Genomic DNA, 25,772 nt, shown 5'->3' on the forward strand with positions numbered 1-25,772 from the left:
GAACGATGGCTCAGGCGTGGTCCTTGACGGCGTAAACCACCAGCACCGCCACGATCCACAGAATGAAAAGACCCAGCAGGCCCAGCGCGGTATCGGTGAAGCGGCGCGGGTACAGCGACTCGTCGGCCAGCTGCGGCTGCGAGGCGATCACCGTGTACAGCACCTGGCGCGCCGCCAGGCCGCGGGCGTCCTCGAGGGTTTTCAGGGCGCCGGTGTAGTACGCCTCGGCGAATTGCCGCTCGGTCTCGGCCGACTCGTACTCGCGCAGCAGCTTGGACAGCGTGTTGCCGTTCTCGCTGCGCCCACCGCTGATCTGATGGTCATTGAGGTCCTTGAGCTGGCGCATCAGCGCTTCGTGGCGCGCCTTGACGCGCTCGTAGGCCGGGCCGCTGCGCAGCCCGCCACGCCCCATCGCGTCCAGTTCCGCGGCCGCGGTGGTCACGTCGCCGCGCACCTTGGCCGCCAGCTGCAGATTGGCCTCCGCCTCCTTGACGGGGTCCAGCACGCCCGTGCGGGCCCGCAGGTCCTGGACCTGCACCCGTGCCTGCGCCAGGCGCTTTTCGGCGATGCCGACCTCGACGCGGGCGAAGTCCACGCTGTCCTCGCGCGACTTGGCCGACATCTGGTTGACCAGCTTCTCGCTGGCCTGCAGGATCGCCTGGGCCAGTTGCAGCGATTCCTCCGGCGAGAAGGCCCGCACCCGCAGGATGATCGCGCCGGTGGACATGTCGAATTCGATGTCCACCATGCGATTCCATTGCCGCCACAGGCCTTCCTCGGTCTCGTCCTGGTTCATGCCGTACCAGAAATCGATCATCGGCTTGGACCACATCTCGCGCAGGTTCAGTTCCTTGTCCAGCTCCTGTACGATCTGGCGCGATTTCACATAATCGACCACGGCGAACGAATCGACGAACAGCTCGGTCGCCATCGCGCCGCTGCCCATCGACGAATGCCCGTCGCGGTTGGCGCTGGCCTGCTGCATCTGCGAGCCCGCGCGCAGCCCGAAGCGCGCCTCCGAGACATACTGGTCGGACGCAATGAAGAACAGGTACAAGGCCAGCAGCACGCCGGGAATGCCGATCAGCGCGATGGCGGACCAGCGCAGGTAATTGGCGGGCTTGCCCGGCGTCATGCCGGGCAGGCGCGGCCCTGTATAGGTTTTCTCCGTACTAGTCATAGTCGCTTCTGGATTCAGGTGAATTGCCGATCGAATCGGGCTCAGGATTGCTCAGCGTCGACCGTGTCGACGGCCGGCTCGGCCTCGGCCGCCGGCGCGGGCGCGCTCTGCGTGTAGCGCGCGATGGTTTCGTCCAAGGGGCCGTAGTGCGCCATGGCGCCGTGCTGCATGATCACGCCGTGGCTGCAGAAGCGCCGCACCGTGGTGGGCGCGTTGGCCGCCATGATGATGGTGGCGCCGCGCGAGCGCTCGGCGAACACCTCGAGACATTTGCGCTTGAAGTTCACGTCGCCGACCGCGGCCATCTCGTCGACCACGTACACATCGCAGCGCAGCGCCATCGATATGCCGTAGGACAGCCGCGCGCGCATGCTGTTGGCGTAGGTGACCACAGGCAGGTCGAACGACCGCCCCAGTTCAGAGAAGTCGTAGACGAAGCGCTCCACGTCCGGGACATCGCAGCCGTAGATGCGCGCGATGAAGCGCACGTTGTCGCGGCCGGTCATGTTCGAACTGATGCCGCCGGCGAACCCCAGCGGATACGAAATGCTGACCGCCCGCTGCACCGTGCCCGAGTCGGGCAGCTCCATGCCGCAGATCATGCGCAGCAGCACCGATTTTCCCGAGCCGTTGCCGCCCAGGATGGCCAGGTTCTCGCCGCCGCGGAAATCGAACGACACGTCATCGAGAATGCGCCTGATGCCTTTCTTGGAGCGATAGCCCTTGCAGACATTGCGCAGCGAAATGATGGTGTCCTGGTCCATGGCCGTCTCCATCAACGGGTGTGCAGCCGGCGGCGCATGGCGCGCTCCAGGCACAGCCCCAGCACGACGCTGCCCACGGCCCACTTGATCAGATAGCCGCGGTCCAGCGTCAGCGAGCTGAAATGGGTGAAATACCCGGCGCGGAACCACTCGATGGCATGCACCAGCGGATTCCAGACCAGCACGCGGCGCGCCTGCTCCGGCAACGCATCCACCAGGTAGAAGACGCCCGACAGCAGGTACAGCGGGCGGGTCAGCGCCGAATAAAGGTGCTCCCACGACTTGAACAGCATGTTCAGCACCGCGTTGATCAGGCCCACGCCGAAGCCCAGCAGGAATGTGAACAGCGCGGCGGCGGCGCACTCTTCCAGGCGCTGCGGCAGGATCAGCTTGCCGCCCAGCATCACCAGGAACAGCAGGATGGCGAACACCGCCACCCAGGTCAGCGCCTGCAGCAAGGCCTTGGCGAACACGATGTCCATGTTGGTGATCGGCGGCAGCCGCAGCAGCGACGCATTCGACGAAATCGACCGTGCCAGCCGCGACGACGTGTGGCTGAACAGGAAGAACGGCATGATGCCGGTGATGAAGAACATCTGCAGGTTGCCGACCGGCGCCTGCCGGCCCCACACCACGTAGATGGTGGACAGCACCGCCACGTGCAGGATCGGCTCGATCAGCGCCCACAGATAACCCAGGCGCGTGCCGCCGAAGCGCACCCGTGTTTCGCGAAATATCAAAGACCCGATCACCCGCGCCTGTACCGTCAGCGCCGAGCTCAAACCTGGGCTCCCGATGCCTGCATCCTTCGCTCCCTTGCGGCGCGCTTAATAACCCGATGGATTATCGGCGCGCCACTTCCATATAAACAAAAACAAAACCGCCCAAAATGTCGGACGGCAGTCGGAACGGGAGAATGATAATTTCGGGGCACCGGCCGTTGATTTCAACATATATCAAATCAACACCATCCATGCGGCGATCAATCGCTTCACAAAAATGGTGTATTGGCGGCCTATAATCCAGGTGCATCACAACCGGGATTTTCCCGGCAAACCAATGCCGCGCATCCGTCGACGGCCGGGCGGCACACTTGCAAGGCCGCCATGCTGCGCACCGCACTGCTTAATATTTATCAGAAAAGAGTACAAGCGCTTACCAGCCGCCTGCCGCTGGCGCAGTTGCTGGCGCGCGCCGCCGATAATCCCGCCCTGCTCAACCGGCTGGGTCTGTTCCAGAGCGCCGCGGCCGTCCCGGCGCGCGACGCCGAACAGGGACTGTGCCGGGCGCGGGCCGCGCTGGAATGCAGCCACGCGGCCCGCCGCCCCGATCCCGCGCGGCTGCGCGCCCGCGTCTCCGACCATGCGCGGCGCCAATACGCCCTGACGCTGGCGCGTCACGACCCCGAAAGCGCGCGCCAATGGCTGGCGCCAACCGACTGGGAACTCGATCTCGCCCTGGACCTGGCTGCCGGCCGCGCTGACCTGGCCTTACACAAGGCAAGGAAATCTGCGAGCAATATTAGTAAATCAAAGAATTTGCATGAAATTCTTGCTGCAGCGCACACTTGCCTGGGGGATTTCTCTGCGGCCAGAAATAATTTATCGCAGCTACTGACAGATTCGCGCATTTCCGTGCCGCCCGGCGACACGCCGCTGCGGCCCGCCGATTTCATTGGCCTGGCGCCGATTTCCCCCCGGCCCGTCGCCGCCGGCGCCCCGCTGATAAGCGTCATAATCTGCGCCCGCGACGCCGCGCCTTATATCAACAATGCGCTGCAATCCATACAGGCGCAAACCTATCCTAATATTGAAATCATTGCGATAGATGACGGCTCGACCGATAACACATTTCAACATCTGAGCGCCGCCGCCGCTCAAAATCCGCGTATAAATATCGCCAGGACGAAAAACCACGGCGTATATGCGGCTCGCAATATGGCCCTGCAGCGGGCAAAAGGCGAATTCATTACCTTTCTCGATGCCGACGACATAATGCTGGCCACCCGCCTGCAGGATCAGGCGGCCCTGCTGCAGGCAAGCGGCGCCTGCGCCGCCGTCAGCCGCCTGCTGCGCCTGACGGCCGACGGACAACTGGCCGCCCCGCGCGTGTTTCCCTTCGTCCGGCACAACCCCTGCTCGCTGATGATCCGGCGCGACGCGCTGGCCGTCATCGGGCAGTTCGAGGAAATGCGCTTCGGCGCCGATGAGGAGTACGAGCATCGCATGCAGGTTCTTTTGGGTTTCCACAGCATCGCCCGCAGCCGCGCGGTCCAGACCGTGGCCTTGCACCGGCCGCAGTCGCTGACCCAGCACGGCGCGACCGGCCTGGGCTCCGACCAGGGCAGACAGCGGCGGATCGCCTACCGCGAGACCTGGATGCGGCGCCACGCCAGCCTGGCGCCGCTACGCACGCCCTGACGCCACGCACCACTTTCTTTGCGCCCATGGAACACGACAACAATACCGTACGCCACATGCCCGCCCCGGCCGCTCGCCGGGCGGCCGCGCCGGACCGCCTGCGCCAGCTGACCCAGGAGAACGAGCTGGCCTACTCCCGCCTGGAACAGGAGCGCGCCGCGCGCGTGCAGGCCGAGAAAGACCTCGCCGGCGTCAAGGCGCTGCTGCGCGAAACCAACCAGCAGCTCGCCAAGCAGCGCCGCACGCTGACCTGGCAGTTCGGCGAGGCGGTCACGCGCGCGCGCACGCTGAAGGATTACGTGCTGCTGCCCTACCGCCTGATCAAGCTGTCCGAAGACCATCGCCGCCAGAGCCGCCACGCGCCCGTGGTGCGCAAGCACGCCTCGGCCGCACTGCCCGCCGAAACCGCCAGCGCCATCAAGGAGGCGCTGGAGTACGTCAAACGGGTGCGCAGCCCCGAGGTCATCCTGTGGATCGGACGCCAGCCGTGGCCGGCCGAAGTACGCGCCAAGGTCTTCTGCGAAGTGGCCAAATGGGCCCGCACCAGCTATCCGCAGATCGCCGAGCAAATCGTCCAGCAACTGCTGGGGCTCGACCCCGCCGCGCCGCACGTGCGCCAGCTCGCATTCAGCCTCTATGACGCCGGCATCGTCGACGCGTCGGCCCAGCTGCTGCGCGCCGCCCGCACCGCCGGGGCCACCTTCAGCACGGCCGAGCGCCTGCGCGCCGAGCGCATCGAACATGCGCAAGGCATCCTGGCCCAATCCATCGAACCCGCCGCGCGCGGCGACTACACCTTCGATTTCGACGCGCAGGGCCCCATCGTCATCCTCTCGCCCGTCTCCATCCTGCAAGGCCGCAACGCCGCCAGCAACGCGCTGCACCGCTTCGCGCTGAGCATGCAGGCCCGCTACGGCGACACCATGGTCATCAGCCTGGCCGCTCAGCACGCCGAATCCGCCGACGCCGCGCCCGGCCAGCAGGCCGACGCCGCGCTGCATGCGCGCACCGGGCTGGTCGTCGATGGCGTCGCGTACCGCCATGCGCCGGCCATATCGCGCCAGACGCCGTCGTTCCAGGACGTGTGCGCGGCCATGGCCGAGACGGTGCTGGCCGCCACGGTGCGCCAGCAGCCGCGCGCGGTGCTGGCCTGGGACGACGCCTATTGCGCGCTGGGGGCCAGCGCGGCGGCCCAGACCCTGCGCGTGCCCTATGGACTGGTGCTGCAAAGCCTGGATTTCTTCCAGAAGACGGCGGCCAACCATCTGCTGTCCGAGCGCGCGCGCGTCGACCTCAATCTGTTGACCCTGGCGGCGCGCCAGGCGGATCTGCTGGCCTTGGGCTCCCCGGCGCTGCAAGGCGCGCTGGAGAACCTGCTGGACGGCTCGCGCCCGGTCGCGCTGGTGCCGCCGCTGCCCCTGCCGCCGATGAATCACCGCAAGGAAGCTCCCCCGGACCTGGCCGCCACGCTGCGCCGCCTGGAGGGCAAGCGGGTGTTCGCCGTGACCGAGGACGAGCCGGCCGTGGCGACGGCGCGCGCGCTGATCGATCTGTATGCGGAAATCTCGTTCGTGCAGCCCGATGCCGTCTTGCTGGTCATGTCCAACGGCAAGGCTGCCGCCGCGATGCGCCACCATGCCGTGGCGATCGGCCTGCAGGAAGGCCAGGTGGTATTCGCTCCGCCGGCCAGCGACGCCATCTCGCGCGAGCAACTGCTGCGGCGCGTCGAGATCGCCCTGTTCCCCTACGTCGACAACCGCGCCGAAGTCAGCCTGGTGCCGTCGGCCGCGGCCCTGCTCGAATGCATGGCGCTGGGCGTGTGCCCCGCCGTCGGCCCGGCGCCCGCCTACGCCGCCCATGTGGAGGCTGGCCGCAACGGCGTGCCGATCGACCTGAACGCGCCCGCCGCCGAAACCGCCGCGCACCTGCAGCAGGTGCTGGGCGAGGCCGGCGAGCTGGGCAAGCGCGCGCGCGAAAGCGTGCAGCGCGATCTGCCCTGGCACGACTACGACGAGGCCATCGGCGCCCTGCTGCTGCAGGCCGCCACGCCGCAGCCGCACATACCCGGCCGGCGCGCCGAACCGCAATTGCTGCACCTGAAGGTGTCGTAAGCCATGCCAGCCCCGAGCCCCGCCATGCGTCGCGCCGGACCGGCCCAAGGCAAAAGCCCGTCCAGCACGACGGCGCCCGCGCGGCGGGCACGGCGCGGGGCCTCTTTTTCCCTGCTGTTAAGAAGGAGTATTGACCCGTGATTATTTCAACAATAGGTTCGTGCCGCGTGGCCGGCCCCGTGACCAAGCTCCAGGCGCAGCGTAGTTTCGTACTGGATAACCGGCTGTTGTACGGATTCACCCACAACACCAAGGAAACCATCCAGGCCATCCGCTTCATGCGCGGCGAGCTGCGCTTGCCCGAAAGCCTGTGGCCCTTCATTTCTGACCAGCCGTTTCGCAACGGCAACAGCACCCCGCCCCCCCAGGGCGCCCATTACGTGGTCGAGATCAGCTCCGTGAAGGTGCTCGAGCTCGACGGCCTGTACCTGCAGCTGGTGCGCTTCAAGGAAGCGCTCAGCGTCTGCCCGGACCTGCGCAAGATCTTCTTCGACCACCCTGGCGCCGATCAGCGCGGCCAGCGCCTGCAGCTGCTGCAGGCCACGCCCTCGTTCGCCCGCCTGGCCACCCACATCCAGCATGCCCTGACGCACACCGTCGTGCGCAGCCAGACCGCCGCCGAGATCGAGGAAGACCTGCACGCCATCGCCCAGCTGCTGGGGCCGAAGCTGGTGCTGGTGACGCATTGCAATGCCAAGAACGCCACCGGCGAACTGATCGCCGAACGCGCCAAGATGGTGGCCCGCGTGGCCCAGGCCGCCGCCCGCCTGGGCCTGGTCTCGGTCGACCCGGGCGCGCTGCTGGCCGGCTTCGGCCAGGAACGCGGCATGCCCGACGAAGGCCTGGACACCGCCCACTACACACCGGCCTTCGCCAAGCTGGTGGGCAAGGAAATCAGCGACAAGCTGCTCGGCCCCGCCATCACCGACGATGCCGCCGACAGCCTGCACAACCTGGACTTCCGCGCGTGCATGGAGCGCTCCAAGCAGTCGGCCCAGGCGCACGAATGGGACCTCGCGCTGCTCTTCGCCAACCGCGCCATCGAGCTCAAGCCCGGCAGCGGCTCGGCCTACGTGCTGCGCGCGCGCGCCGTCACGGCGCTGGACCAGACCGAGGACATGCTCGAAGCCTGGTCGCTGGCCCTGGCCACCGACAGCAACCGCACCCCGTACGTGCTGCGCCAGGCCGCCGAGGCCGCGTTCTACATGCGCGACCATGAGCGCGCCCGCGAATGGGCCGAAGCCTCGCTGCAGAAAGAGGACGACGACAAGACCGCCCTGCTGCTGGGCCGCATCTATACCCGCCTGGGCATGAACACGCAGGCCGAACAGGTGTTCCGCCGCTGCGCCGCCAGCGATCCGGCCCGCAGCCTGCGCTTCGCCGCGCGCGCCCATACCCCGCTGGCCGACGCCGCCAGCATGGTCAATGCCCTGACCACCACGCCGGCGGCCGATCCCGGCAGCGTCGACGGCGTGCGCCAGACGGTGCTCAAGCGCGCCACGCGCGAAGTCCGGCACGCCGGACGCGCCGGCGCCCTGCTGCCCTCGCTGGGCGCCTTCTACGCCGTGCGCACCCTGCCCTCGGAACATGGCGCCGCGCACGACGCCGACCTGATCAACCAGGCCTACCGCCGCCTGCTGCGGGCCTACGAGGACACGCCCGAGTACCAGAACAGCGACGAAGCCATCGCGCTGCTTGCCGACCTGGCGGCGCTGCCGGAGGTCGATCCGCGCTACATCCAGCGCGCCGCCAAGATGCTGCACGCGCACGGCCGCAAGCAGGCCGCCGCCAAGTGCTGGGAGCACCTCGCCGGCGCCGAGCTGCCGGCCGGCCGCGATACCGTGGCCCTGGCCGCCAGCAAGCTGTCGCAACTCGAGGCGCACCGCACCGCCGCCTCCGTGTACCGCCGCCTGGCCAACAGCGGCGCCATGGACACGGCCACGGCCCAGGAGTACATCGACAAATGCCTGCGCGCCCTGGCCCGCAGCGTGCGGGCATGCATCACCGAGGAACGCCTGCGCGACGCCGAGCAGGCCTTGGCGTCGATCCGCGAAATCGACCCCGGCTACGCCGGCCTGACCTCACTGCAACGCTCGCTGTCCGAAGCCCACAAGCGCGAATTCCGTTCGCAGCGGGCGCAGGAGGCCACCCCGGCAGACCTCATGGCCAGCGCCCAGCGCATCATCGAGGCCAGCCCGCTGGACCGCGACGCCAACATCGAGCTTGCAGTGCAGAACCTGCGCACCGGCAATTTGAGCGAAAGCCGCCGCATCCTGGAGCGCTTCCTGCAAAGCGCGCCCGCCTGAGTCCTGGCTCGGCGCGTTCGTCCCCCATGCGGGGGCAGGCGTGAAGTTTGCGGGTGCCAGTCCCCATGCGGGGACAGGCACCCGGCAAGAAAAAAGCCGGCATCTCTCGATGCCGGCTTTTCTTCTGCGCGCCGCGCGTTACTGCAGCAGGCTGCGCAGCATCCAGGCGTTCTTCTCGTGCACGTCCAGCCGCTGCGTGAGCAGGTCGGCAGTGGGCTGATCGTTGGCCGCGTCGGCCTTGTCGAAGGCCGCCCGCGCCGTCTTGGCCACGGCTTCGTTGCCCTTGACCAGCATGCGCACCATCTCCAGCGCGTCGGGCACCGAATCGGGCTCGGCGATCGACGACAGCTTGGCGTACTCCCGGTACGTGCCGGGCGCGTAATGGCCCAGCGCGCGGATACGCTCGGCGATGCTGTCCAGCGCGTTCCATTCTTCGGTGTACTGCGCCATGAACATGTTATGCAGCGTATTGAACAGCGGCCCGGTCACGTTCCAATGGAAGTTGTGCGTCATCAGGTACAGGGTGTACGAGTCGGCCAGCAGCTTGGACAGTTCGCCGGTGATGGCAGCGCGGTCCTTGTCGGAAATGCCGATATTGATACGCGGCGCGGCGCTGCTGTTCTTGGTCGGTTTTGCCATGTAGTGCTCCTTGTCCAGGGGATGGAAACATGTCAAGAATACCACCGAGGAACGCAACAAGGCAGCCCGGCGCGGCGCCCGGCCGCGCCGGCGCGCGCTCAGCCCGAACGGGGCATGGCGAACGACATCCCGGCGGCCTTGGCGGCCCAGCGCTGCATCACGCTCTTCTGGCGCGTGTAGAAGCGCACGCCCTCTTCGCCGTACACGTGCAGATCGCCGAACAGCGACTGCTTCCAGCCGCCGAAGCCCTGCCAGGCCGCCGGCACCGGGATGGGCACGTTCACGCCCACCATGCCCACCTCTATGCCCTGCACGAAGGCGCGCGCGGCCGTGCCGCTATCGGTGTACAGGCTGACGCCGTTGGCGAAATCATGGCCGTTGATCAGGTCGATGGCCTGCTCCAGCGTCTCCACGTGCACGCACGCCAGCACCGGGCCGAAGATTTCCTCGCGATAGATGCGCATCGAGGGCTGGACCCGGTCGAACACCGTGGGACCCAGCCAATAGCCGTTGCCGCAGCCCTCGCCGCAGTCGGCCGCGGCGATCTCGCGGCCGTCGAGCAACAGGCTGGCGCCCTCATCGACACCCGAGGCGATATACGCGGCGATACGGTCGCGCGCCGCCGCGCTCACGATGGCGCCCATCTCGGCGTCTTCCTGCATGCCGCGCCGGACCTTCAGCGCGCGCGCCTTGCGCAGGATATGCGGCATGACCGCCTCGGCCGCGCCGCCCACGAATACCGCGACCGAGATCGCCATGCAGCGCTCGCCCGCGCTGCCGAACGCCGCGCCCACCAGCGCGTCGGCGGCGCCCTCCGGATCGGCGTCCGGCATCACCACCAGATGGTTCTTGGCCCCGCCCAGGGCTTGCACGCGCTTGCCCTCGCGGGCGCTGCGCTCATAGATCTGACGCGCCACCGCGGTCGATCCGACAAACGAGACCGCCTTGACATCGGGGTGGTCGATCAAGGCATTGACCGCCTGCACGCCGCCCTGCACCACGCTCGCCACGCCCGCCGGCAGGCCCGCCTGGCCCAGCATCTCGGCCAGCGCCAGCGACGGCGATGCGTCCAGCGGGCTGGGCTTGAGCACGAACGCGTTGCCGGTGGCCAGCGCCATCGGCATCATCCACAAAGGAACCATCACCGGGAAATTGAACGGCGTGATGCCGGCCACCACGCCGAGCGGTTCGCGCTGCATCCAGTTATCGATCCCCCCGCCCACGTTGATGGACATCGCCCCTTTCATGAGTTCGGGCGCGCCGCAGGCGAATTCGACCACTTCGATCCCGCGCATGACTTCGCCGCGCGCATCCGAGATCACCTTGCCGTGCTCGCGCGAAATCATGCGCGCCAGCGTCTCCTTGTTGTCTTCCAGCAAGGCCAGGAAGCGGTTGAGCACCCGCGCCCGATGCAGCGGGCTCTTGGCCGCCCAGGCCGGCTGCGCGGCACGGGCCGCCGCGACGGCTTGCGCCACCGTGTCGCCGCCGCCCAGCCCCACCTGCGCCGCCACCTCGCCGGTGGCCGGATCATGAATGTCCTGCAGGCCATGTTCGGCGCCATACGCGGCTTGTCCGCCGATCCAATGCGCCACCTGCGCGGTCTGATTCGCCATGCTTCGCTCCCACTGAGAAAGAGGCCTCAGTCTAGGCAAGAAACGCCGCCGCAGTAATCCCTTATAGTTGGAAAGACTGTTTATCTGGTTAAACAATAATGAGCACCCCTGCTTTCGACCGGCTGGCCGACCTGAAAATGCTGGCGGTATTGGCCGACACGCGCAGCTTTACCGCGGCCGCCCAGCGCCTGGGCGTCTCCAAGTCCCTGATCAGCCTGCGCATGAAGGCCCTGGAGCAGGAGCTGGGGGTCAGCCTGCTGCTGCGCACGACCCGCTCGGTGCGTCCGACCGAAGCCGGAGCCCTGCTGGCCGAGCGGGCCCGCCCGGCGCTGGACACGCTGGAGGACAGCCTGGGCGAAGTGCGCAATCTCGCCCGCGCACCGCGCGGCCGCCTGCGCCTGACCGCCCCCGTGGCATTGGGCCGCCAGCACCTGGGCATCTGGCTGGCGCGCCTGGGGCAACAATTCCCGGACATCGCGCTGGAAGTCTATTTATCGGACCGCTTCGTCAACCTGCGCCAGGAAGGGTACGACTTCGCCTTAAGGCACGCCGACCAGGTCTCCGATGCCTACGTGAGCAAGCGCCTGTGCGCCACCCGTGCCCACCTGGTGGCCAGCCCCGCTTATCTGGCCCGCCATGGCCGTCCTGCGCACCCATCGGAACTGGCCCGCCATCGCTGCCTGCTGTACCGCGGCGACGAGCGCAGCCCGCAGTGGTCGTTCGCCCCCAGGCAGGGGCGCGGCGCGGCCGTGCACGTCAAACCGGTGGACTGCCTCAGCGTCAACAACAGCGAGCTGCTGCGCGAGAGCGCGGCCCACGGCCTGGGCATCGCCATGGTGCCGGACTTCAGCCTGGGCGATTGCGCGGACCTGGAGCCGGTCCTGCCGCAGTGGGACTGCTATGCGGGATTCGGGCGCTCGCTTTACCTGCTCAAGCCGTTCTCGGCCACGCCCACCGAGGCGCACCGCGTGGTCGAGCAAGCCCTGGCCGAGCATTTCCGGCCGGGCTTCGCCACGCCGGCCTGACCAGGCCGCTGCCCTCAATCCACCTGCGCGCTGGCGGCCTCTTCGTCGAGCATGCGCACGCCCGGCAGGCCACACGCATACACCGCCTGGGCCAGCGCCTCGATGGCCGCCAGGCGCGGAAAACTGCGCCGCCACGCCAGCACCACGCGGCGCTCGGGCGTCTCGCCATCGAACGGCAGGTAGCGCAACAGGCTCTTGGGCTGCGGCGGATTCGGCACCGCGGTGAACGGCAGCACCGTCACCCCGATCCCGGCCGCCACCATGTGGCGGATGGTCTCCAGCGAGGAGCCTTCGAAGGTGCGCTGGATGCCGTCGCTGGAAGCGGAAAAGCGCGACAGCTCCGGACACACTTCCAGCACCTGGTCGCGGAAACAGTGGCCGCTGCCCAGCAGCAGCATGGTCTGCTGCTTGAGATCCTGCGCGTCGATGGCCTTGCGCTGCGCCCATTCGTGGTCATGCGGCACGGCCACCACGAACGGTTCGTCGTACAGCGGCTGCATGACCAGGCCGGCTTCGGGCAGCGGCAAGGCCATGATGGCGCAATCGATCTCGCCCTGGCGCAGCAGCTCGACCAGCCGCACCGTGAAGTTCTCCTGCAGCAGCAAGGGCATCTGCGGTGTGCGCGCGATCTGCTCGGGCACCAGGCGCGGCAGCAGGTACGGGCCGATGGTGTGGATCACGCCCACCCGCAGCGGCCCGGCCAGCGGATCGTGGCCCTGGCGGGCGATCTCCTTGATGCTGGCGCTTTCCTCCAGCACTTTCTGCGCCTGCGCCACGATGCGCTGGCCGATGGGCGTCACGCCCACCTCGGTGCCGCCGCGCTCGAACAGGGTCACGCCCAGCTCGTCCTCCAGCTTGCGGATCGCCACCGACAGGGTCGGCTGGCTGACGAAACAGGCCTCGGCCGCACGGCCGAAATGCCGTTCGCGCGCCACCGCGACGATGTATTTGAGTTCGGTCAGTGTCATAACGCCACTCGCTCCAGGTATGCCGCGCCGCCCCGTGTCGGCGCCGGCCCTTCAAGTACGTAGAAAATCCTCGCGCCCCCGCATCCAGCGCGCCAGGTGGGCGGCCACCGCCTCGGGATGCTTGGCGCGCAGCCACACCGCCGCCTCGCGCGCCTGCTCGGCGATGGCCACGTCGGCCTCCAGGTCGGCAAAGCGCAGCAAGGCCAACCCGGACTGGCGCGTGCCGAGGAATTCGCCCGGCCCGCGCTGCTCCAGATCGCGCCGCGCGATTTCGAATCCGTCGCTGGTCTCGAACATGGCGCGCAGCCGCTGGCGCGCCACCTGCGACAACGGCGCCTGGTACAGCAGCACGCAGATCGACTCGGCGGTGCCGCGCCCGACCCGGCCGCGCAGCTGGTGCAGCTGCGCCAGCCCGAAGCGCTCGGCATGCTCGATGACCATCAGCGACGCGTTCGGCACGTCGACTCCGACTTCGATGACCGTGGTGGCGACCAGCAGGTCGATCTCGCCCTCGCGAAACGCGCGCATGACCTCGGCCTTCTCGGCCTGCGGCAGGCGTCCGTGGACCAGCCCGATGCGCAGGTCGGGCAAGGCGGCGCGCATCGCCTCGTGGGTATCGACCGCCGTCTGCAGCTCCAGCGCCTCGCTCTCTTCCACCAGGGGACAGACCCAGTACGCCTGCCGTCCCTGGCGCGCCGCATGGGCGATATGGCCGATGACCTCTTCGCGCCGGGCATCGGCCACCAGCTTGGTGACCACCGGCGTGCGGCCGGGCGGCAATTCGTCGATCACCGAGACGTCCAGATCGGCGAAGAAGGTCATCGCCAGCGTGCGCGGGATGGGCGTGGCGCTCATGTTGAGCTGGTGCGGCACGATCACCCCGCGCCCGGTCTCCCCCTTGCGGCTCAGGGCCAGCCGCTGGCCCACGCCGAAGCGGTGCTGTTCGTCGACGATGGACAGGCCCAGCCGCTGGAACATGACGTGATCCTGGATCAGCGCCTGCGTGCCGACCACCAGCTGCACGCTGCCATCGGCCACGGCGGCGGCAGCCTCGCGGCGCGCCTTGGCGCTCAGGCTGCCGCTCAGCCAGGCCACGGCTACGCCCAGCGGCTCCAGCCAGCCCACCAGCTTGCGGAAATGCTGTTCGGCCAGGATTTCGGTGGGCGCCATCAACGCCACCTGGGTCCCGCAGGCAATGGCCTGCGCGGCGGCGATGGCCGCCACCACGGTCTTGCCGCTGCCCACGTCGCCCTGCAGCAGGCGGTGCATCGGATAAGGCTGCGCCAGATCGGCGGCGATCTCGGCCACCACGCGCTGCTGCGCCCCGGTCAGCGCAAACGGCAAGGCCTCGTACAGGCGCGCCACCAGCCCGTCCTCGTCCTGGCTGGCCGGCAAGGGCTCGGCGCGCTTGACCCGGCGCGCCGCGCGCGCGGCCGCCAGCGACAGTTGCTGCGCCAGCAGCTCGTCGAACTTGATGCGGCGCCAGGCGGGATGGATGCGCTCCATCAGCTCGTGCTCGGCCGCATCCGGCGGCGGCGCGTGCAGCAGGCGCACGGCGGGCGCGAATTCGGCCAGGCCATAGCGCCGGCGCGCCTCCTCGGGCAGGGTATCGGAGAGATCGGCCCGCGCCAGCGCCTGGCCGATGGCCTTGCGCAGCGTGGGCTGCGGCAGGCCGTCGGTGCTGGGATAGACCGGCGTCAGCGACGCCGGCAATGGCTGGTCGGCGCTGCTCATGCGCGGGTGCACCATCTCGCGGCCGAACAATCCGCCGCGCACTTCACCGCGCGCCCGCAGGCGCCGCCCCACCGTCAGCTGCTTCTGCTGGCTGGGATAGAAGTTCAGCCAGCGCAACTGCAATTCGCCCGAGTCGTCGGCCAGTACGGCAGTCAGTTGCCGGCGCGGCCGGTACAGCACCTCGGAGCGCAGGATCTCGCCTTCGACCTGCGCGGCGAACCCCGGCCGCAAGGACGATACCGGCGTCACGCGGGTCTCGTCCTCGTAGCGCAACGGCAGATGCAGCACGAAATCCTCGGGCACGACCAAGCCCAGATTATGGAGCTTGCGCTCGGTATCTGTGGGTCGGGCCGCGCCGCTGGCCTTGGCGGCCGGCTTGGGCGCGGCAGGCGCGTCGTTACTGCTGATGGGCGGCTCCCGGCGTTACAGCACCAGCACCGCTTCCACTTCGAACTGGGCGCCCTTGGGCAGGCTGGCCACGCCTACCGTCGAGCGGGCCGGGAACGGCTGCGGGATCAGCTCGGCCATGATGGCGTTGGCGGCGGCGAACTTGTTCAGGTCCGTCAGGAACAGCGTCAGCTTGACGATGTCGTCCAGCGTGCCGCCCGCTTCCTTGATGACCGCCTGCATGTTGGCGAACGCCTGGCGCACCTGGGCGTCGAAATTCTCGGACACCAGGTCGCCGGTGCCCGGCTCCAGGCCGATCTGGCCCGACAGGTAGACCGTCTTGGCGCCGGTGGCGGCGACCGCCTGGGAGTACGGGCCGACCGCGGCGGGCGCGGCGTCGGTATGAATGATCTGCTTGCTCATGGGGACAGTCCTCGTGATAGGGAACATCGACTATCGGAGTTTAATCAGCAATAGGCATTTGCGAAAGTGGCCCGCCCTCAACCATTTGGACGAGCCTCGCGCGCCATTGCGCCATGAGCGGATGGTACAGAGGCCGGGCAGCCGCCGGCAATGCGCGACCGCCATTGCGGACCGGTTTACCAAGCGTAGCGGTAACCCAGCTGCACGGTCCACGGCAGGCTGAGCCTGGGTCCGTGCGCGTACTCGTACGACGCGTACAGATTGTGGCCCTTGCCCAGCGCGGCCGCCACGCCCAGTCCCAGTTCGACGCGGCCCGCGCCCAGGTCGGTACGGTGCGCGATGCCGTTGGTGCGCACCGTGCTCACGCCCTTGAGTTCCTGCACCCAACTCAGCTGCGCGTAGGGCTGCACCACCGCGCCGCCGCGCAAGTCGAAGCGGCGGCCGGCTTGCGCGCCTACCCGCGCCTGCAGCGACGTGCCGCCGTCATCCTCGATACGCAGGCCATTGCTGGCCGTGTACGTACCGCCGCCGGCACGAAACCACGCCAGTTCGGCCTGCGGCTCGACGAACCAGTGCCGGTCCAGCGCCAGACGCCGGCCGGCCTCCAGCGTCACGCCCACGCCATTGGCGCGGTAGCTGCCGGACACGGTGCGCCCCGCCCAGCCAGGTACGTCGAACGAATTCTCGAAGCGGCTGGCGCGCAGCGTGGCATCGGCGTACACGCCATTGGCGCCGATATAGGTGGCATAGCCGCCCACGTGCACGCTGTCGGTGTGCCCCTTTCCCTGGCCGGAAAACCCGCGTGACGCGCGCGTGTAGCCCAGCAACCCGCCCGCATGCCAACGGCCGCCGGCCACGGGCCAGGCCCGGTCGGCGCCCAGCTCGATGCCGCTGACGCCTTGCTGGAAATGCCGGCCCGCGCGCGGACTGATGCGCTGGCGCTGGCTGAACGCCCGGCCCCAGGCGCCGCCGGCGTCCGGGTTCAGGCGCAATTCGCCCATGCGCTTGCCCAACGCGTTGGATTCGGCATACCACAACCCCTGCACCGCGCCCAGTCCGCCGGTATCCAGCGCCGCGGCGGCGGTGGACGAATACCCCGTCCTGACCAGGCCCCAGGCGCCGCCCGGCTGCTGCGCCAGCCCGTAGCGATAGGTGCCGAAGTCGGCCCTGCCGTCGCTGCCGTCGAGTTCGAAACTGGCCTTGCCGTCTGCGGGCGCGCGCACCAGCACGGCCTGTGCCTTCGACGGCTCGGCGCCGGCCGGCGCGCGCAACCACACGCGATGCCGCCCTTCGGCCTGGTCGGTCACCACCAGTTGATCGGCATGCTCCAGCGCGGCGTCCGCACGCATCTCGAACGAACCGGCGCCCGCCAGGGTGCGCACCGTCAGCGTTTGAAAACCCGGTCCGGCCGCATCGCCGAACACGACGGCCGCGCCAGGCTCCATGCTCAGTTCGCCCACGCTGGATGCCGCGCTCATGCGCCATTGGCCGCCCGCGCCCAGGGCCAGCCTGTCAAGCGACTGAGTCGCGCCATGCCACTGCGCGCCGTCGGCCACATCGAGCTCGAGCGGCGCCTGGTCCAGCCCGACGCGCAAGCCCGGCCGCACGGGCGTGCCGAACCCATCCTTCTCCGGCGCCGTCTCGGGCGCGCGCACGACATCGCCCTGCGCGACCGCCGCGCCGCGCAGGACGAGCCGCACCGGCACCGGCGTGGTCTGGCGCAACAGCTGCGCGCCGCCGACCTTGGCCCCCGACAAGGTGACGGTAACCGCAGGCATGCCGTCCTGCGGCGCGGCCTTCGCTGGCCGCAGAAAAACATTCGCCGCCGCCAGCACCGCATCGTAGGCGCCCGTGACGAATACCGGCGCCTGGCCCGCGTTTACCGTTCCACCCGCGACGCCGAGCGCTCCCGCGACCAGCTCGACGGCCGGCGAGCCGGCCGTACGAACATCCACCGTGTCCAGCCTTGCCTGCCCGCCACCGAGTGACAGTGCCGGCGCGTGCGCGCCGGCGACCGAAATCGAACCACCCACCACACGCAGCACAGGATCCCGGCGCGCAGGCGAATCGCCCGCGGAATCGCCGGCCAGGGTCGAAACCAGATCGATGGCGGGCGCCCCTTGCGCGCTCACTTCCACATCACGCAATTGCCCCTCGACGCCACCGTACAGATCAAGGGCGGATCCGTTGCTCGCCGCCAGCGACCCGCCACTCAGGTCGGCCCGCCCACCGCTACTCAGAAGCAGGCCCGAGCGGCCGCTGAACCGGGTGTTGCGCGCCGCCAGCTCGCCATCGCCATCCACCCTGGCCGCCCGCTCGCCCAGCACCTCACTGTCAGCCAGACTGGCCTTGGCGGCGTACTTGATCGACAAGCCCGTGGCATGCAGGCCACGCACGGTACTGCGCACAATATCCGCCCGGGCCCTGCTGACCAGCTGCATGCCCTGCTCCCCTTCGACCGTGCTGTCGGACAGGATCAGCGACGCATCCGGGCCGGCGACACGCAAGGCCAGCGGCCGACGGCTCCAGTCGCCGGCACTCGAACCGTACCGGTTGCGGATGGTCGTGCCGCGCGCGGTCAGCGCGCCGGCCCGCACCATCACCGTGCCGCGCGGCTGATAACTGCTATCCAGGCCGAGGTCGCCGCTGGAAGTGATCGCGGCCTCCTCCAGCGTCAGCGAAACGCCGGTCTTGTCCAGCAATACGCCCACCCCTCGCGCGCCGGTGGTTTCCACCGTCATCTTGCGCGCGACCCAGGGCCCGGTATGCAAGGCCGCGGTCTTGTCCGGAACCTCGATGCCGATCTCGCCCTGGCCGGTCTTCTTGATCGTGGCGCCGGACCAATGCTCCGCACGGGCCAGCGGCGCCCCGATCATCGCGCCGCCCAGCGCCACGGCAAGCACCGGCCGCGCTGCGCTTGCGACCATTCGGACCGGTTGGCGGCGCCCGGAAACAGGCAAGGAAAACAACGGTGAAACAGACCTGAGCATGGCATCCTCTTGCGAACGCTGCATCCCTCATGCAGCAATCCGCGCAGTCTGCCGACCGTCCATATACAGGCCTATCAGCTCTTACCGTGGCATCTGGCGAAAAGCCCCAACGTCTCGCCTGTCTTGCCAGCAACCCTGGAACATTTCCCAGCACTCCGATCGTTCAGTCCCACGCCGGAGCCAGGCCCTCGGGATCGACTTCGCGACCGTTACGCTCCAGCGCGGCAATCCGCGCCATGTCGTCGGCGTCCAACGCCAGGCCGCGGGCCAGCAGATTGCTCGCCAGGTTCTCGCGCTTGGTCGAGGACGGGATCACCGCATAGCCCTGTTGCAGGGCCCAGGCCAGCGCCACCTGCGCCACGGTCGACCGATGCTTGTCCGCGATCCGCGCCAGCACCGGATCCTTCAGTACCTTGCCGTAGGCCAGGGTCATATAGGAAGTCACGGCAATACCCTGCTCCCTGAGGAAAGCCGTCAGCCTGGCGCTCTGCAGATAGGGGCTGAGTTCGATCTGGTTGGTGGCGATCTCGCCCTGTCCCACCGCCGCGATGGCCTGCCTGGTCAGCGCGATGTTGAAATTGGAAATACCGATCCGGCGCGTCAGGCCCAGCGCCTTGGCCTCGGCCAGCGCCTCCATGTATTCGGGCAAGGCCACGCCGTTGCCCGGCGCGGGCCAGTGGATCAGCGTCAGGTCCACGTAGTCGGTGCGCAGTTTTTCCAGGCTGGCGCGCAGGCTGGGCAGCAGCTTGGCCCGGGCGTAGTTGTCGGTCCAGATCTTGGTGGTCACGAACAGTTCGGAACGCGCCACGCCGCTTTCGGCGATAGCCTGGCCGACCTCGGTTTCATTGCCGTAGATCTGCGCCGTGTCGACGGCGCGATAGCCCAGGTCGATGGCGTTGCGGACCGAGTCGATCACGGTCTGGCCGGTCAGGCGGAAGGTACCCACGCCAAAGGAAGGGATGGTCATGCGAAGACTCCTTGAATGCAAGACGGATGAATATGAAGGTTGTCGACGGCCTGCCGGCGGCGCCGGCCCGCTCAGGCGCCCTGCGCCACCCGGCGGCGGCCGGCATTGCCCAGCCAGACCAGGCCCAGGCCGCCGGCGGCCAGCGCCGCGCCGACCAGGGGCACGGATGCATAGCCCAGGCCCTGGCCGATGGCCGCGCCGCCCAGCGCCGCGCCCAGCGCGTTGCCCAGGTTGAACGCGCCGACGTTGACCGACGAGGCCAGGCCCGGCGCCTGGGCCGCCGCCTGCATGACCCGCATCTGCACCGGCGGAACGATGCCGAAGGCCGCGGCCGCCCACACCACCAGCCCGATGGCCGCGCCCGCATGGGTGGTCAGCAGCAGCGGCAGCACGGCCATGATGACCGCGAGCAGCCCCAGGATCAGCTTGGTGGCGCCGTCGAGCGACCAGTCGGCCAGGCGGCCGCCCAGCGTATTGCCCAGCGTGAAGCCGATGCCGATCAACACCAGGGCGAAGGCCACGAAGTTGGGGCTGGCGTGGGTCAGGTCGGCCAGGACCGGCGCCACATAGGTGTAGAGCGCGAACATGGCGCCCGCGCCCAGCACCGTGGTGCCCATGGCCAGCAGGACCTCGGGGCGCGTGAGCACCCCCAGCTCGCGGCGCACGTCCGGACGCTTGCCGGGCTCGCCCTTGGGCAGCGCCAGCCACAGCGCGGCGATGGTAACCAGGCCCAGGGCCGCCGTCCCGCCGAAGGCAAGCCGCCAGCCCACCTGCTGCCCGATCCAGGTCGCCACCGGCACGCCGCCGATATTGGCCAGGGTCAGGCCCATGAACATGGCCGCGATGGCGCTGGCCTGCTTTTCGCGCGGCACCAGGCTGGCCGCCACCACGGCCCCGATGCCGAAGAAGGCGCCATGGTTGAGGCTGGTGATCAGGCGCGACAGCAGCAGGGTCGAGTAGCTCGGCGCGAACGCCGAGAGCAGGTTGCCGACGGTGAAGATCAGCATCAGCGACATCAGGGCCGCGCGCTTGCCGAAACGGGCAAACAGCAGGGTCATGACCGGCGCTCCGAGCATCACGCCCACCGCGTAGGCCGAGATCAGCATGCCCGCGCTGGGAATGCTTACCTGCACACCGTCGGCGATGACGGGCAGCAGCCCCATCGGCGTGAACTCCGTGGTGCCGATGGCGAATGCGCCGGTGGCCAGGGCAAACAATGCGGCCGAGGATTTCATCGCCGCTTCTCCTTGAAAAAGTCCAATGGCGACAGTGTGCCGGGTTTATATTTGCGGATTAAGCTCTGTATGAACCAAATTCTTTTGATTTGAATTCAACAATGAAAACCACCCTGGACGAATTGCAGGCCTTCGTGGCCGTCGTGGACACGGGTTCGATCACCGCGGCCGCGGAACAGCTCGGGCTGACGGTCTCGGCCGCCAGCCGCACGCTGGGCCGGCTGGAGGAAAAGCTGCAGACCACCCTGGTGCGCCGCACGACCCGCCGGCTCGAGCTGACCGAGGAAGGGGCCGCTTTCCTGCAGCATGCGCGCGCCATCCTGGCCTCGGTCGACGAGGCCGAGGAACAGATGGCGGCGCGCCGCATGCGCCCGGCCGGACGGCTGCGGGTCGACGCGGCCACTCCGTTCATGCTGCATGTGCTGGTACCGCTGATAGCAGGCTTTCATGCCCGCTACCCCGAGGTGGAGCTGGAGCTCAATTCCAACGAAGGCATCGTCGATCTGATCGAAAAGCGCACCGACGTGGCGTTTCGCATCGGCGTGCTGAAAGACTCCACCCTGCACGCCCGCGCCGTCGGCACCAGCCGCCTGCGGGTGCTCGCCAGTCCCGCCTACCTCGAGCGTCGCGGCGCGCCCACCCGCACCGCGCAACTCGCGCAACATGCCCTGCTTGGCTTCACCCAGCCCGAGACGCTGAACGACTGGCCCTTGCGCGATGCGGACGGCGCCGTCCTGCGCATCCGGCCGACCATCGCCTCGTCCAGCGGTGAAACGCTGCGCCACATGGCCCTGGCGGGCCTGGGCATCGTCTGCCTGTCGGACTTCATGACCGGCGAGGACCGCCGCGCCGGCGCACTGGTGCAACTGTTCGCCAGGCAGACTCTGGACGTGCGCCAGCCGGTCAACGCGGTCTACTACCGCAACACCGCGCTGGCCGCGCGCATCACCTGCTTCGTGGACCACGTGATCGAGACGCTGGGCGCCCGGCCGTTCGACGCATGAACGGCGCCGGCGCGCGGCCAAAGAAAAACCGCCCGAAGGCGGCTTTTCCTGGCGGCGCACGGCCTTATTTGTCCACGAACGCGCGCTCGAACACGTAGTCGCCCGGCTCGCCCACGCCCGGCGAAACCTCGAACCCGCGCTTGTCCAGCATGGCGCGGATATCGGCCAGCATGTGCGGGCTGCCGCAGATCATGGCGCGGTCGACCGCCGGGTCCAGCTGCGGCAGGCCGATGTCGGCGCACAGCTTGCCCGAGTCGACCAGCTGCGTGATGCGGCCCTGGTTGCGGAACGGTTCGCGCGTCACGGTGGGGTAATAGACCAGCTTGTCGCGCACGATGTCGCCGAAGAACTCGTTGCCGGGCAGTTCCTTCTCGATGAAATCGGCATAGGCCAGCTCGCTGGCCCAGCGCACCCCGTGCACCAGCACCACTTTCTCGAACCGCTCGTAGACCTCGGGATCCTTGATGATGCTCATGAACGGGGCCAGGCCCGTGCCGGTGCCGAACAGATACAGGTGCTTGCCCGGCTTGAGATCGTCGACCACCAGCGTGCCCACCGGCTTGCGGCTGACCAGGATGGTGTCGCCTTCCTTGAGGTGCTGCAGCCGCGAGGTCAGCGGCCCGTTCTGCACCTTGATGCTGAGGAACTCGAGGTTTTCCTCGTAATTGGCGCTGGCGATGCTGTAGGCGCGCATCAACGGCTTGCCTTCGATTTCCAGGCCGATCATGACGAAATGGCCATTGTGAAAGCGCAGCGCCGCATCGCGGGTGGTGGTGAAGGAGAAAAGGGTGTCGTTCCAGTGGCGCACGCTGAGCACGCGCTCGGTATTGAAAGCTGCCATGTCGTTGTAAATTACGGCGCCTTCCAGCGCACAAAGGAAGAAACGGGAAGAGGCCTCGCCGCGCGCAACGCATGGGCGAACCTAGGGTTAATCCTGATTTTAACGCAAGTAGCTGAGAACTGCTCTTATTAATCGTAATACCCATATGCCGTTTGATCGGGGTCAATCCCCACCCCGCCGCGCCCGCAAACTGACCTTTCAAGAAGTTGAACAGCGGTCCGCTTCCTGTTATTGTGCCCGTCTCAGTTGATAATCATTTTCGTTAGCGCACGCAACTGCAATCCGCATCGGCGTGCGTTCCTGTCCTGCCGGAGTCATTCCATGCCGTCGACCAAGCGTTCCTCCCTGATCCCGCTGCTGCGCGCCCTGGCGCTCGCGGGCGTTGCCACGTTCTCCGCCCAGGCGCTGGCCGCCGATGAGGTCAGCCTCTACACCACGCGCGAACCCAAGCTGATCCAGCCTCTGCTCGACGCCTTCGCCAAGGACAGCGGCATCAAGGTCAACACCGTCTTCGTCAAGGACGGCCTGCTCGAACGCGTCAGGGCCGAGGGCGACAAGTCGCCGGCCGACGTGCTGATGACGGTCGACATCGGCAACCTGATCGACCTGGTCAATGGCGGCGTCACCCAGAAAATCCAGTCGCAGACGCTCGACAGCGTGGTGCCCGCCAACCTGCGCGGCGCCGAAGGCAGCTGGTACGCCCTGTCGCTGCGCGACCGGGTTCTCTACGTCGAGAAAGACCTCAAGCTGGACAGCTTCCGCTACGAAGACCTGGCCGACCCCAAATGGAAGGGCAAGGTGTGCATCCGCTCGGGCCAGCACCCCTACAACACCGCGCTGGTGGCGGCCATGATCGCCCATGACGGCGCCGAGGCCACCGAGAAATGGCTGCGCGGCGTGAAGGCCAACCTGGCCCGCAAGGCGGCCGGCGGCGACCGCGACGTGGCGCGCGACATCCTCGGCGGCATCTGCGACATCGGCCTGGCCAACGCCTACTACGTCGGCCACATGAAGAACGCCGAGCCGGGCACCGACGCCCGCAAGTGGGGCGACGCCATCAAGGTAGTGCGCCCGACCTTCGCCACCGCCAAGGATGGCGGCACCCACGTCAACATCAGCGGCGCCGCGGTCGCGGCGCACGCGCCCAACAAGGCCAACGCCGTCAAGCTGCTGGAGTACCTGGTCTCCGAGCCTGCCCAGACGCTGTACGCCCAGGCCAACTACGAGTACCCGGTGCGCGCCGGCGTCAAGCTGGACGCGGTGGTGGCCAGCTTCGGCCCGCTGAAGGTCGATACCCTGCCCGTGGCCGAGATCGCCAAGTACCGCAAGCAGGCCAGCGAACTGGTCGACAAGGTGGGCTTCGACAACTGAGCCGCGCTACACTCACGCCCGCCACGCCATTGCGGCGGCGCGGGCGTTGCCTGGCGCACGGCATGAACTGCCTTGTTTGTCGGCAAAGCGGCCATCCGGCCGCTTTGCATTTTTCCCCGTAGCATGCACACCACTTTCTTGCCGCGCAGCGCGCGGACCCGCTTCAGCGAACGCGGCGCCGGCTGGCTGGCCGGCGCGTCCCTCATCGCGCTGGCGGTGCTGGCGCCGGTGGCGGCGCTGGCATGGTGGGCCCTGCACGCCGACCTGTCGCACTGGACCCACCTGACCCGCTACGTGCTCCCGCAGGCCATGGCCAACACCATGATCCTGCTGGCCGGCGTGGGCGTGCTGGTCACGATGCTGGGCACCGGCGCGGCCTGGCTGGTCACCGCCTACGAGTTCCCGACCCGCCGCACCCTGACCTGGGCCCTGCTGCTGCCGCTGGCCGTGCCCACCTACATCATCGCCTTCGCCTATCTCGACCTGCTGCATCCGATCGGGCCGGTGCAGGGCACCATCCGCGCCGTGCTGGGATACGACAGCCCGCGCCAGTTCCGCCTGCCCGACCTGCGCTCGATCTACGGCGCCATCTTCGTGCTGGGCTTCGTGCTGTACCCCTACGTGTACCTGAGCACGCGCGTGATGTTCATGACCCAGGCCGCCAGCCTGCTGGAAGCCGCCCGCACACTGGGAGCCGGCCGCGTCGGCGTGTTCCTGCGCGTGGCCCTGCCCATGGCGCGGCCGGCCATCGCGGTCGGCGTCAGCCTGGCGTTGCTCGAGACGCTCAACGACATCGGCGCCTCCGAATTCCTGGGCGTGCAGACACTGACCGTATCCGTCTACACCACCTGGATCACCCGCTCCGACCTGGCCAGCGCGGCGCAGATCGCGCTGACCATGCTGGTGTTCGTCATCGCCCTCATCCTGCTCGAACGCCACGGCCGCAAGCGGCAGCGCTACGCCAACACGCAGCGCATGCGCGCCATGCAGCCGCGCCGGCTCCATGGTCCGGCCGCCGCGCTGGCCGCCGTGCTGGGCTGGATTCCCGTGGTGCTGGGCTTCGTGGCGCCTGCCCTGTACCTGATCGTCGAAACCTACAAGCGCCTGCATCTGGTGGGCGGCGTCTCGGACCAGCTCTGGGCCGGGCTGCGCAATACGCTGATGGTGGCCACCCTGGCCACCATCGTCACGCTGCTGTGCGGCCTGGTCGTGGCCTGGGCCGGCCGCAGCCTGCGCGAGAGCGCCTCGTTCAACCCCGGCCGCACCTGCGGGCGCATCGCCAGCCTGGGCTATGCCGTGCCCGGCACGGTGCTGGCCATCGGCCTGCTGGCGCCCTTCGCCTGGCTCGACCACACCATGTCCACGCTGTTCGGCTGGAACGGCCTGCTGCTGATGGGCACCACGGGCGCGCTGGTATGCGCCTACACCATCCGGTTCCTGGCGATCTCTACCGGCGGCATCGAAGCCGGCCTGGCGCGCATTCCCGCCTCGCTGGAACAGGCTTCGCGGCTGCTGGGCGAGACCTCCGCCGGCACGCTGCGCCGCGTCCACCTGCCATTGCTGCGCCCCGCCCTGGCGGCCAGCGCGCTGCTGGTGTTCGTGGACACCATGAAGGAACTGCCCGCCACGCTGCTGCTGCGCCCGCTCAATTTCGAGACGCTGGCCACCTGGCTGTACGCGGAGGCGGCGCGCGGCACCTACGAAGAAGGAGCGGTCGCCGCGCTGGCCATCGTCGCGGCCGGCCTGATCCCGGTCATCCTGCTGGCGCGCACCAATCTGAAGATGGGACACTGA

19 protein-coding genes are annotated in these 25,772 nt (G+C 68.3%); 7 read left to right on the plus strand and 12 right to left on the minus strand.

What is annotated here, in order from left to right; all coding sequences use genetic code 11:
- Nucleotides 1–10: 10 nt before the first annotated feature.
- Genes EL288_RS12720 through EL288_RS12730 form a run of 3 tightly spaced genes read right to left on the minus strand, consistent with a single transcriptional unit; the run spans nt 11 to nt 2,726 of the window.
- Nucleotides 11–1,180 carry a capsule biosynthesis protein gene (locus tag EL288_RS12720; protein WP_126621957.1) on the minus strand — a complete coding sequence of 390 codons (1,170 nt, stop codon included), beginning with the start codon at nt 1,178–1,180 and terminating at the stop codon, nt 11–13.
- A gap of 41 nt (nt 1,181–1,221) precedes the next feature.
- Entirely contained in the window at nt 1,222–1,956 is a 735-nt protein-coding gene (locus EL288_RS12725; protein WP_014905766.1) for an ABC transporter ATP-binding protein, read from the minus strand.
- Nucleotides 1,956–2,726: an ABC transporter permease gene (locus tag EL288_RS12730; RefSeq protein WP_003811217.1), complete on the minus strand. Its 771-nt coding sequence runs from the start codon at nt 2,724–2,726 to the stop codon at nt 1,956–1,958. Before EL288_RS12730 ends, EL288_RS12725 begins: the two co-directional genes overlap by 1 nt.
- Nucleotides 2,727–3,050: 324 nt before the next feature.
- Between EL288_RS12730 and EL288_RS12735 the strand changes: the two genes are divergently transcribed.
- The 3 genes from EL288_RS12735 to EL288_RS12745 all read left to right on the plus strand — a co-directional run bounded on the left by EL288_RS12735 (nt 3,051) and on the right by EL288_RS12745 (nt 8,781).
- On the plus strand, nt 3,051–4,364 hold the full coding sequence (locus tag EL288_RS12735) for a glycosyltransferase family A protein (protein ID WP_126621958.1): 1,314 nt from the start codon (nt 3,051–3,053) through the stop codon (nt 4,362–4,364).
- Between the two features lie 26 nt (nt 4,365–4,390).
- On the plus strand, nt 4,391–6,475 hold the full coding sequence (locus EL288_RS12740; protein WP_003811213.1) for a glycosyltransferase: 2,085 nt from the start codon (nt 4,391–4,393) through the stop codon (nt 6,473–6,475).
- Between the two features lie 137 nt (nt 6,476–6,612).
- Nucleotides 6,613–8,781, plus strand: a complete 2,169-nt coding sequence (locus tag EL288_RS12745) for a capsular polysaccharide biosynthesis protein (protein WP_003811211.1) — start codon at nt 6,613–6,615, stop codon at nt 8,779–8,781.
- 138 nt (nt 8,782–8,919) lie between these two features.
- Here the strand turns inward: EL288_RS12745 and EL288_RS12750 are convergent, their stop codons facing one another.
- Together EL288_RS12750 and EL288_RS12755 are read right to left on the minus strand one after the other, a co-directional pair.
- Nucleotides 8,920–9,420, minus strand: a complete 501-nt coding sequence (locus EL288_RS12750; RefSeq protein ID WP_003811209.1) for a Dps family protein — start codon at nt 9,418–9,420, stop codon at nt 8,920–8,922.
- Between the two features lie 98 nt (nt 9,421–9,518).
- A complete protein-coding gene (locus tag EL288_RS12755) occupies nt 9,519–11,033 on the minus strand; it encodes a CoA-acylating methylmalonate-semialdehyde dehydrogenase (protein ID WP_126621959.1) in 1,515 nt (504 codons plus the stop codon).
- 137 nt (nt 11,034–11,170) lie between these two features.
- On the opposite strand from EL288_RS12755, the gene EL288_RS12760 reads away from it, so the two are divergent.
- On the plus strand, nt 11,171–12,058 hold the full coding sequence (locus EL288_RS12760; RefSeq protein ID WP_126622043.1) for a LysR family transcriptional regulator: 888 nt from the start codon (nt 11,171–11,173) through the stop codon (nt 12,056–12,058).
- 14 nt (nt 12,059–12,072) lie between these two features.
- On the opposite strand, the gene EL288_RS12765 is transcribed toward EL288_RS12760, so the two are convergent.
- The 6 genes from EL288_RS12765 to EL288_RS12790 form a co-directional block, all read right to left on the minus strand.
- Complete coding sequence (locus tag EL288_RS12765; RefSeq protein WP_003811203.1) at nt 12,073–13,026, minus strand: LysR substrate-binding domain-containing protein; 954 nt, start codon at nt 13,024–13,026, stop codon at nt 12,073–12,075.
- 51 nt (nt 13,027–13,077) lie between these two features.
- On the minus strand, nt 13,078–15,069 hold the full coding sequence (gene recG / locus EL288_RS12770; RefSeq protein ID WP_232018689.1) for an ATP-dependent DNA helicase RecG: 1,992 nt from the start codon (nt 15,067–15,069) through the stop codon (nt 13,078–13,080).
- Nucleotides 15,070–15,183: 114 nt separating this feature from the next.
- Nucleotides 15,184–15,570, minus strand: a complete 387-nt coding sequence (locus tag EL288_RS12775; protein WP_003811198.1) for a Rid family detoxifying hydrolase — start codon at nt 15,568–15,570, stop codon at nt 15,184–15,186.
- Between the two features lie 176 nt (nt 15,571–15,746).
- Nucleotides 15,747–18,560 carry a BB2941 family autotransporter gene (locus EL288_RS12780; RefSeq protein WP_010926694.1) on the minus strand — a complete coding sequence of 938 codons (2,814 nt, stop codon included), beginning with the start codon at nt 18,558–18,560 and terminating at the stop codon, nt 15,747–15,749.
- Nucleotides 18,561–18,723: 163 nt separating this feature from the next.
- Nucleotides 18,724–19,527: a 2,5-didehydrogluconate reductase DkgB gene (gene dkgB, locus EL288_RS12785; RefSeq protein ID WP_003811193.1), complete on the minus strand. Its 804-nt coding sequence runs from the start codon at nt 19,525–19,527 to the stop codon at nt 18,724–18,726.
- Nucleotides 19,528–19,598: 71 nt separating this feature from the next.
- Nucleotides 19,599–20,762: an MFS transporter gene (locus EL288_RS12790; RefSeq protein ID WP_003811192.1), complete on the minus strand. Its 1,164-nt coding sequence runs from the start codon at nt 20,760–20,762 to the stop codon at nt 19,599–19,601.
- A 101-nt stretch (nt 20,763–20,863) separates the two neighbouring features.
- Between EL288_RS12790 and EL288_RS12795 the strand changes: the two genes are divergently transcribed.
- On the plus strand, nt 20,864–21,766 hold the full coding sequence (locus EL288_RS12795) for a LysR family transcriptional regulator (protein WP_003811189.1): 903 nt from the start codon (nt 20,864–20,866) through the stop codon (nt 21,764–21,766).
- 64 nt (nt 21,767–21,830) lie between these two features.
- On the opposite strand, the gene EL288_RS12800 is transcribed toward EL288_RS12795, so the two are convergent.
- Nucleotides 21,831–22,607, minus strand: coding sequence for a ferredoxin--NADP reductase (locus EL288_RS12800; protein WP_003811187.1), 777 nt, complete (start codon nt 22,605–22,607; stop codon nt 21,831–21,833).
- 321 nt (nt 22,608–22,928) lie between these two features.
- Between EL288_RS12800 and EL288_RS12805 the strand changes: the two genes are divergently transcribed.
- Nucleotides 22,929–23,978 carry a Fe(3+) ABC transporter substrate-binding protein gene (locus EL288_RS12805; protein ID WP_003811185.1) on the plus strand — a complete coding sequence of 350 codons (1,050 nt, stop codon included), beginning with the start codon at nt 22,929–22,931 and terminating at the stop codon, nt 23,976–23,978.
- Nucleotides 23,979–24,101: 123 nt separating this feature from the next.
- Entirely contained in the window at nt 24,102–25,772 is a 1,671-nt protein-coding gene (locus EL288_RS12810) for an ABC transporter permease (RefSeq protein ID WP_126621961.1), read from the plus strand.

The organism is Bordetella bronchiseptica (assembly GCF_900636925.1).
Lineage (GTDB): Bacteria > Pseudomonadota > Gammaproteobacteria > Burkholderiales > Burkholderiaceae_B > Bordetella > Bordetella pertussis.